Here is an 8,390-nt window from a genome sequence, read left to right on the forward strand (position 1 = left end):
ACGAAGGTTTTCTTTGGCGACGGCGGGGGGGGGGGTGAGGGGGGCGAGGGGGGAGAACTGGAGGCCGTTGCCGTCGAAGCCGACCCCGAGGGGATGTGGCGCTTCGAGCTTTCAGCGGACGGGAGGGGCGGGGGTGCCGTCCGGGAGGTGATAGAAAAACTCGGCAGGGTGCCGCTCCCGCCCTACATAAGGCGCGAGGCCGAACCTGTCGATAAGCTCCGCTACCAGACCGTCTTCGCCGGCAAGGAGGGGGCCGTGGCCGCGCCCACGGCGGGCCTCCATTTTACGGACCGCGTAATCGAAGAAATCAAAGGAATGGGCGTGGAGCCTCATTACATAACGCTCCACACGGGCCCGGCCACCTTCATGCCCGTACGCGTGGATAATATGGAGGAGCACAGGATGCCCGGCGAGAGCTACTCCATCGGGCCGGACGTCTTTTCCGCCATACGGAGGGCAAAGGAGGAGGGGAGGAGGGTCGTAGCCGTCGGCTCGACCGTCACCCGGGCGCTTGAGGCGTCGGTCATCGATGGAATTGAGAGCCCCGGGGGGATTGAAAGCCCGCGCCTCGATGGCGACACCGCGCTCTTCATATCTCCGGGCTTCGAGTTCAAGGTCGTGGACGCGCTCGTTACGAACTTCCACCTTCCCTGCTCGACCCTCATAATGCTCGTCTCCGCCCTGGCGGGAGGACAGAGGATAATGGCCGCCTATAAAGAGGCCGTAAAAGAGGGGTACAGGTTCTTCAGCTACGGCGACTGCATGATGATAGTGTGAAGGCCGTGATGCGTGTGCGTGATGCGTGATGCGGAAAAGATTTCTAAATACGTATAACGGTATTTAATATGTCCTTCGGCTTCGAGCTCATAAATAAAGATTTAACGGGCGCAAGGCGCGGCACGATGCGGACCGCCCGCGGCACGGTCGAGACCCCGGTCTTCATGCCCGTCGGGACGAAGGGGACGGTAAAGGCCATGACACCGGAAGAGCTCCGCGGCATGGAGGTGGAGATGATACTGGCCAACACCTACCACCTCTACCTCCGTCCCGGCCACGAGCTTATACGCGAGCTCGGCGGGCTCCACCGCTTCATGAACTGGGACGGCCCGATACTCACCGACAGCGGCGGCTACCAGGTCTTCAGCCTCTCGGAGTTCCGTAAGATCGAGGAGGAGGGCGTGAGCTTCCGCTCTCACCTCGACGGGAGCATGCACCTCCTTACCCCGGAAAAGGCGCTTGAGATTCAGGAGGCGCTCGGCTCGGATATCATGATGCCGCTCGACGAGTGCCCCCCGCATCCCTCGGACCTTGATTATGCCCGGAACTCCATGGAGCTTACCCACAGGTGGGCCGAGAGGACGAAAAAGGCCAGGCGCGGCAATGACCAGGCGCTTTTCGGCATAGTACAGGGGGGGATGTACCCCGAGCTAAGGCGGGAGAGCGCGAGCGTGCTCGTGGGGATGGACTTTGACGGCTACGCCGTCGGCGGCCTCAGCGTCGGCGAGGAGAAAGGGCTCCTCTGGGAGATGCTCGCTGCCTCACTTGAGGGGCTGCCCGAAGGCAAACCCCGCTACCTTATGGGCGTCGGTACCCCCGAGGACCTCGTCCGGGCGGTCGGGATGGGCGTGGACATGTTCGACTGCGTACTCCCCACCCGGTGCGCCCGGAATGGAACTCTCTTTACAAGAGGGGGGAAATTGGTTATAAAGAACAGTCGATATGAGCGGGATCCGGGCCCCGTGGACCCGGCCTGCGGGTGCTATACCTGCCGAAACTACTCGAGGGCCTATCTGAGACACCTCTACATTTCGGGAGAAATACTCGCTTCACGCTTGAATACTGTGCACAATCTGTACTATTATATGGAGCTTATGCGGGAGATGCGGGAGGCCATAGGGCGGGGAAGTTTCGGGGAGTTCGAGAGGTCTTTTAACGAGGGGCGTGAAGCCGCCCCTCAAACTGGAGGAGGCACGAGGTGATCTACTTTTTCCCGGTAACACTGGCATACGCCGAGGGCGGGGCAGCCCCCGCGGCGGCAGGTTTTGCGAGCATGGTGCCGCTGCTGATCCTTTTTGCGATATTCTACTTCCTGCTCATACGGCCCCAGCAGAAAAAGGCGAAGGAGCACAATGATATGGTGGCCAGGCTCCAGAAGGGCGATAACGTAATCACCAACGGCGGCCTGCACGGCAGGGTCACGAGCGTGGGGGATGAGACGGTAACGGTCGAAGTGGCCGACGGCGTCAGGGTCAAGGTGACAAGGGATGCCGTGGCCGCGAGAAAGCCCACGCCATCGACCTGATGCTGCGCGGGGGAATAAGAATAAACCACGGCGGAGTGTTCAGTTAATGAAGAGCATATTCTGGCGGCTTGTGATGCTCGGCGGGTTTACCCTGCTGGCGCTGATACTGTTCCTGCCGTCCACTAAATTCGCGAAGAGCCTGCCGTCCTTCTGGGCCGACAACATCCCGAAGATAGTCCTCGGGCTGGACCTCCAGGGCGGCATGCACCTCGTGCTGGACGTGGACCAGGACGAGGCCGTCGAGAACTATACCGGGAGGCTCGCCGAGGCGATCGAGGCCCTTTTCAAAAAGGAGGGCACCCCCTTTACGAGCATAAAGAGTAAGGGCGCTTCGGGTGTGGAGGTGGCCTACGCCGGCGACGATACGGCCATAAGGGAGCTTATAGGGGACGAGTATCCGCTCCTGGACGCGCCGACGGCCGAGGAGGGAAGACTCCTCTTCAGCCTGAATGAGGCCGAGGTCAGGAGGGTCAGGGACTGGGCGACTACCCAGGCGCTGGAAACCATAAGGAACAGGATAGACAAGTTCGGCGTGACCGAGCCGCTCATCCAGCGCCAGGGAGAGCGCGAGCTGCTGATCCAGCTCCCGGGCTTGAAGGACCCCGAGCGGGCGCTCGAACTCATAGGCAGGACAGCCGTACTCGAGTTCAAGGTCCTCGACGAGAAGAACGACCCCTACGAGGCCGTCGATACCGGCATAGTGCCCTTCGGCTCGGAGCTGCTCTACCAGAGGGTGTACGACAGCGCGAGCGGGGCCGTCCTCGAGGAGAGGCCCTACCTGGTGAAGAGCGCCACGCTCCTTACGGGCGACCTCCTCTCCGACGCGCGCGTGGCCTTCGACTCCCAGTTCAACGAGCCCTACGTCTCCCTTACCTTCGACTCCAACGGCGCGCGTATCTTCGAGAGGATAACCGAGAAGTATAAGGGCAAGAGGCTCGCAATAGTGCTCGACGGCAAAGTCCACTCCGCCCCGGTCATAAGGGAGAGGATAGCCGGCGGCAGGGCGCAGATAAGCGGGAGCTTCGCCTACGAGGAGGCGACCGACCTGGCGATAGTGCTCCGGGCCGGGGCCCTTCCGGCGTCGGTCAATATCCTGCAGAACGTGACCGTGGGCCCCACGCTCGGCAGGGACTCCATCGAGGCGGGTATAAAGGCCGTAGTACTCGGGGGCCTTCTGGTCCTGGCCTTCATGATATTCTACTACAGGGTCTCGGGCGTCATAGCGGACGTGGCAATGGTCCTTAACCTGATAATGCTGCTGGGGGCCATGGCCTACTTCAACGCCACGCTCACGCTCCCGGGCATAGCGGGCATAATACTTACGATAGGCATGGGCGTGGACTCGAACGTCCTTATATTCGAGCGTATAAAGGAAGAGCTCCGTGCGGGGCGAACGCCGAGGTCGGCGGTCGACGCGGGCTACGACAAGGCGTGGTGGACTATAGTCGACTCGCACGTCACGACACTCATAACGGCGGCGGTGCTCTTCCAGTTCGGGAGCGGCCCGATAAAGGGCTTTGCCGTTTCCCTGAGCCTCGGCATACTCATAAACCTCTTCACCGCGCTCGTTGGCACCAAGGTGGCCTTCGACATACAGAACCTGAAGCTCAAGGTGAAGAGTCTTAGTATTTAACGCATCACGCATCACGCACACGTATAACGGTACTTAAATGGATATCTGGGGAGATACTAATATAGACTTTCTAGGCAAGAGGCGGGTGGCGCTGGTCGTCTCCAGCGTGCTCGTGCTCGTGGGGCTGGTGGCCGCCCTGGCCATACCGCTCGGCAAGGCCAACCTGGGCACGGACTTCGCCGGAGGCGTGGCCGTGCAGTTCAGGTTCGAAAAGCCGTTCGCGATGGAAAAGGTAAGGGGGCTCCTTTCCGACGGCGGGTTCGGCGACGCGGACCTCCAGGAGTTCGCGGGAACGAACAAGCTGCTCGTGAGGGTCAAGAGGGAGGCGGGAGGGGAGAAGGGGGAGCTGCAGGCCATTACCGCTTCGGTGGGCAAGGTATTCTCAAGCGAGATGCCGGATAACCCCTACACGATAGACCTGACCACCGAGGTGGGCCCCACCGTGGGCAAGCGCCTTCAGAAGGACGCGCTCTGGGCCATCACTATAGCGCTCTTCGGCATACTCCTATACGTCGCCTGGAGGTTCGAGTTCCGCTTCGGCGTGGCCGCGGTTACGGCCACCTTCCACGACGTGGTCGCGGTCCTTGGCATACTCTTCCTCATCGATAAGGAGATCAACCTCCTTATCGTAACCGGGCTCCTTACCATCGCCGGGTACTCGCTTACCGACACGGTGGTAGTCTTCGACAGGATACGGGAGAACCTCCGGAAGAGGAGCAGGGATACGCTCGTCCCGCTCATCAATAAGAGCATAAACGAGGTGCTGAGGAGGACCATCGTCACCTCGGGCACCACGCTGCTCGTCCTGCTGGCGCTCTTCACCCGCGGCGGCGAGGTCATACACGACTTCTCGCTGACGCTCATGCTCGGCGTAATTGTCGGCACGTACTCCTCCATATTCGTAGCGAGTCCGGTCCTGTTGCTCTGGAAGGGCAAGAAGGGCAAGCTCATAACGCGAAGCGAGTAGGCAACACGGTTCCGGGCCGGGATATCCCTTCTATCTTTCCAACGGTCAATCTCATAAGCTGCCCACTGCAACTTCCACCCCATAAGCCACTAACGGTCGTCATGAAGTTGAAACACCCCTTCGACTTCGCTCAGGACAGGCATCATGGTGCAAATCAATCCTTGACCTGAAATCATTTTGCTGATAAAATTTTTTTGGCCCCTTCGATAGACTCAGGACAGGTCTTCCGGTAAAAAAATTCCGTAAAAAAGAAATCGATGCTTCGTTTAAGGTCGCAACCCGAGGATGAAAAAGCGTTGGAAAGTTAATCCGGTCAACAGGGAGCTTCAGGAATCCCTGGGCAGGGAACTCAGCATACTCCCCATTACGGCGCAGTTGCTTATAAACCGGGGCCTTGTCGATAAAGACAGGGCTTTTTCTTTTCTAAAACCCGACCTGAACGACCTCCACGACCCTTTTCTGATGAAGGATATGGTCACGGCCGTCGAGAGGCTTTCGGCCGCCGTGGCCGGTGGAGAGAAGATAGCGGTTTTCGGGGACTACGACGTCGACGGCACGACGTCCACCGCGCTCGTGCATCTCTTCCTGAAGGAGCTCGGCGCCGACAGCGTCACCTACATACCCGAGAGGCTCAAGGAGGGCTACGGCCTTAACGAGGCCGCCGTAAGGGAACTCCACGGCTCCGGCGTAAAGCTCATCGTTACCGTGGACTGCGGCGTGTCCTGCCACGAAGAGGTGGCGCTTGCCACGACACTCGGGGTGGACTGCATCATAACGGACCACCACGAGACCACGGCGGAGCTTCCGCCCGCCTGCGCGGTCCTGGACCCCAAACGTCCGGACTGCACCTTCCCGTTCAAGGGGCTCGCGGGAGTGGGGGTGGCCTTCAACCTCGTTATGGCCCTGAGGACGAAGCTCAGGGACAACGGTACGTCTTTTCCCGGGGGCGAGGTGCCGAACTTGAAGCGTTACCTGGATCTCGTCTGCATAGGCACGGTAGCGGACATGGTGCCGCTCGTCGACGAGAACAGGGTGTTCGTGAGCTGGGGGCTCAGGGAGCTCGAAAACACGACCCGTCCGGGGCTCCGGGCCTTGAAGGAGGTGTCCGGGGTAAAGCCCGGCAAGGTCGATACCGATAATATCGCCTTCCAACTCGCCCCGAGGATAAACGCGGCAGGCAGGCTTAAGAGCGCCGATACCGCGCTAAGGCTCTTTACGACCGGGGACGAGGTGGAGGCCGGAAACATGGCCGCGCTCCTTCAGAGCGAGAACTCCTCCAGGCAGAGGATCGAGGCCGGGATACTCGAAGAGGCGCTGGAGATGGCCGAGGGTGAAACCGGCCGGAGCCTGGTTCTATCCTCGCCCGGCTGGCATCCGGGGGTGGTCGGGATAGTGGCCTCCAGGATGGTCGGACGTTTTACGAAGCCCACCGCCATGATAGCCGTCGAGGACGGCATTGCCAGGGGCTCGGTAAGGGGTATAAGCGGCATAAACGTGATGGAGGGGCTCGATGCCTGCGCTGCCCTCCTTGAAAGGTACGGCGGACACAAGGCCGCCGCCGGTTTTAGCATAGCCCCGAAGAACATAGACGGCTTCAAGAAGGCGTTCGGTGATTTCTGGAACGAAAGACTCACCGACGAGGATCTCGTGCCCGAGGTGGCGCTCGACGCCGTCGTATCGCTCGACGAGATAGACATGAGGCTCGTCTCCGAGCTGGAGAGGCTTTCCCCGTTCGGCCTGTCCAACCGCCAGCCGCTCTTCTGCGCCGTGGATACGGACATGGTCCACACCGAGGTAGTCAAGGACAGGCACCTGAGGGTAAGGGTAAAGCAGGGGGGAAAAAAGGCGGGGGCCGCGATGAACGGCATAGGGTTCGGCCTGGCGTCCCTGCACCCCATGAAAGGCCGCGGCTTCGACGTCGCGTATTATCCCTACCTGGACGAATGGAGGGGGTCGAAAAACCTGAAACTCAGGATAGAGGACGTCCAGAAAAGAAAGTAAAAAGGTAAAGGTAAAAAGGCAAAAGGGAAAGGACTTTTACGATATGTTCGACCTCAAGAAGAGAAAGAAGTACATAAGGCATCCGGTAGAGCCGCTGGAGGTGGACGCCGGGCGCGACGTCTCCGAGCTCCTTAAAGGGATGGAGGAGACGGCCTTTCAGGGGAAAAAGCTCGCCGAGGCGGTCGGGGTGTGGGAGGAGATGCTCAAGGGGAAGACGTTCGTCTTCTTCGGCCTGGCCGGGGCAATGGTCCCCGCCGGCATGAGGAACGTCATAGTGCACCTCCTGAAGAAGAGGTACATAGACTGCCTCGTCTCCACCGGCGCCAACCTCTTCCACGACATCCACGAGACACTCGGCTGGGACCACTGGCAGGGGAGCGCCCACGCGGACGACCGCGAACTCCGGGACGCCGGGGTGGACAGGATGTACGACGTCTACGCCATTGAGGAGGAGTTCAACTCGACCGATGAGTACATCTTCAAGTTCGGCGAATCGCTGGAGAGACGACCCTATACGACAAGGGAGTTCCTATCTCTCCTCGGGAAGAAGCTCTCGAAGATACCTAAGCGCGACGGCGCGCGCGACGGCATAGTGACCGCGGCCCATAAGGCGGGCGTTCCCATATACTGCCCGGCCATAGGGGACTCCTCCATAGGCATAGCGCTCGCCATGAGGGACGGAGAGGATAACTTCCTCTTCGACTGTATAGGGGACGTAAAGGAGACAGCCCAGATAGTGGCCAATACGAAGAGCTCCGGGGTGGTCTTCGTCGGCGGAGGCACGCCGAAGAACTTTATCCAGCAGACCGAGGTCACCGCCACCATGATGTGCAAGAAGACGAGCGGGCACAGCTACGCCGTACAGATTACCGCCGACGCCCCGCACTGGGGGGGGCTGAGCGGATGCACCTTCGAGGAGGCCCAGTCCTGGGGGAAGATAGCCAAGAAATCGAAACGGGTCACCGTCTACTGCGACTCCACCATAGCGCTCCCGATAATGGCCACAGCCCTCGCTAAAAGGATGAAGGGGGTCAAGAGGAAGGTGCAGCAGGCCGACCTCGAGGGCTCCCACAGGGTGAAGAAGGTCCTCTGGGACAAGATAAGGAAGAAGAAGTGGGACTGACCCCGAACGGACTGAGTCCGAACGGACTGACCCCGAACTTCGGCGGTCTCGAAGCCGGAGAGGCAGGGGAGGGGAAAGGCAAAGGAAAAGGGAAAACGGGAAAAACTCCCCGGTTTTCGGTCGTCTCCGTCCCCTACGACCTTACGACCACTTACGTAAGCGGGGCGAGCAGCGGGCCCGGGGCGATAATAGAGGCCTCGGCCAACATGGAGCTCTACGACGAGGAGCTAAAGGGCGAGCCCTGGAAGGCTGGCATAGAGACCCTGGCGCCCCTTGAGGTGACGGAGCTCCGGCCGGAAGATATGGTCGACAGGGTACGCGCCGCCTCGGCCGGTATAATCGAGAGCGGCAGTATGCCGGTTCT

8 protein-coding genes are annotated in these 8,390 nt (G+C 60.4%); all 8 read left to right on the forward strand.

Features of this window, described 5'->3' with window-relative positions:
• Positions 1 to 777, forward strand: a 777-nt coding sequence (locus tag V3W31_10140; GenBank protein MEE9615288.1) for an S-adenosylmethionine:tRNA ribosyltransferase-isomerase, incomplete at its 5' end; no start/stop codon positions are given.
• Between the two features lie 68 nt (positions 778 to 845).
• Positions 846 to 1,979, forward strand: a complete 1,134-nt coding sequence (gene tgt, locus V3W31_10145) for a tRNA guanosine(34) transglycosylase Tgt (GenBank protein MEE9615289.1) — start codon at positions 846 to 848, stop codon at positions 1,977 to 1,979.
• Positions 1,976 to 2,302 (forward strand): preprotein translocase subunit YajC, encoded by a 327-nt coding sequence (gene yajC, locus V3W31_10150; GenBank protein MEE9615290.1) that lies wholly within the window; start codon positions 1,976 to 1,978, stop codon positions 2,300 to 2,302. Before tgt ends, yajC begins: the two co-directional genes overlap by 4 nt.
• A 46-nt stretch (positions 2,303 to 2,348) precedes the next feature.
• On the forward strand, positions 2,349 to 3,935 hold the full coding sequence (secD, locus tag V3W31_10155) for a protein translocase subunit SecD (protein MEE9615291.1): 1,587 nt from the start codon (positions 2,349 to 2,351) through the stop codon (positions 3,933 to 3,935).
• A gap of 37 nt (positions 3,936 to 3,972) precedes the next feature.
• On the forward strand, positions 3,973 to 4,902 hold the full coding sequence (gene secF / locus V3W31_10160; protein ID MEE9615292.1) for a protein translocase subunit SecF: 930 nt from the start codon (positions 3,973 to 3,975) through the stop codon (positions 4,900 to 4,902).
• 285 nt (positions 4,903 to 5,187) lie between these two features.
• On the forward strand, positions 5,188 to 6,903 hold the full coding sequence (recJ, locus tag V3W31_10165) for a single-stranded-DNA-specific exonuclease RecJ (protein MEE9615293.1): 1,716 nt from the start codon (positions 5,188 to 5,190) through the stop codon (positions 6,901 to 6,903).
• Between the two features lie 43 nt (positions 6,904 to 6,946).
• Positions 6,947 to 8,026 carry a deoxyhypusine synthase gene (locus tag V3W31_10170; protein ID MEE9615294.1) on the forward strand — a complete coding sequence of 360 codons (1,080 nt, stop codon included), beginning with the start codon at positions 6,947 to 6,949 and terminating at the stop codon, positions 8,024 to 8,026.
• Positions 8,017 to 8,390 (forward strand): arginase family protein (locus V3W31_10175; protein MEE9615295.1); only part of this gene is annotated, 374 nt, incomplete at its 3' end. The genes V3W31_10170 and V3W31_10175, both read left to right, overlap by 10 nt.

Source organism: Thermodesulfobacteriota bacterium (genome assembly GCA_036482575.1).
GTDB lineage: Bacteria > Desulfobacterota > GWC2-55-46 > GWC2-55-46 > JAUVFY01 > JAZGJJ01.

Coding starts and splice junctions, on each gene's coding strand:
- tgt (MEE9615289.1), top strand. CDS start 846: ATGTCCTTCGGCTTCGAGCTCATAAATAAAGATTTAACGGGCGCAAGG.
- secD (MEE9615291.1), top strand. CDS start 2,349: ATGAAGAGCATATTCTGGCGGCTTGTGATGCTCGGCGGGTTTACCCTG.
- secF (MEE9615292.1), top strand. CDS start 3,973: ATGGATATCTGGGGAGATACTAATATAGACTTTCTAGGCAAGAGGCGG.
- recJ (MEE9615293.1), top strand. CDS start 5,188: ATGAAAAAGCGTTGGAAAGTTAATCCGGTCAACAGGGAGCTTCAGGAA.
- V3W31_10170 (MEE9615294.1), top strand. CDS start 6,947: ATGTTCGACCTCAAGAAGAGAAAGAAGTACATAAGGCATCCGGTAGAG.